General features: G+C 41.2%; 1 protein-coding gene. It reads right to left on the bottom strand.

Annotated elements, in window-relative coordinates; all coding sequences use genetic code 11:
• The coding region (locus tag Q4563_RS16230; RefSeq protein WP_303605213.1) for a hypothetical protein at window positions 1-351 on the bottom strand (351 nt) is incomplete at its 3' end.
• Between the last annotated feature and the right edge of the window lie 91 nt (window positions 352-442).

The following is a 442-nucleotide window of genomic DNA, read 5'->3' on the forward strand; positions in this document are numbered from 1 at the left end:
GCTATATCCAGTGCTGGTTATCATGGCAAATATTAATAATGTTGGAACCCAGACTATCCAGTTTAGCGCAGTGAAACTTGCAGTAAAAAGCGGAAGTAAATATAAAAGAAGAAAGCCCATATTTTCACGATCAGCAGCTTCAACAGTCGCTACAGAAAAATTGAAGCGCTCTAAGTTCTTCTTGGCATAGCGAAGCATCCAGATGCAAACCAGTACTAGAAATAATGAAGCTGCAATAGCCAAGCCAGCAAATGTTTTTTCTCCATCAAACCAAGCCACCCACGCATAAGTAAAGCCTACAGGGGCTATTGCTGTGCTAGTAAGTGAAATTTTGGAAAGTGTGCTTAACACATTATTTCCTTTGCTCGAAATTATGATTGAATTCGATTTGCATGCTAACAGTTTCTTTGTGCGCATGCGCGGTTTCTGGGCAAGCCGGTTC

The sequence above is a fragment of the Gilvimarinus sp. 1_MG-2023 genome, from assembly GCF_030548285.1.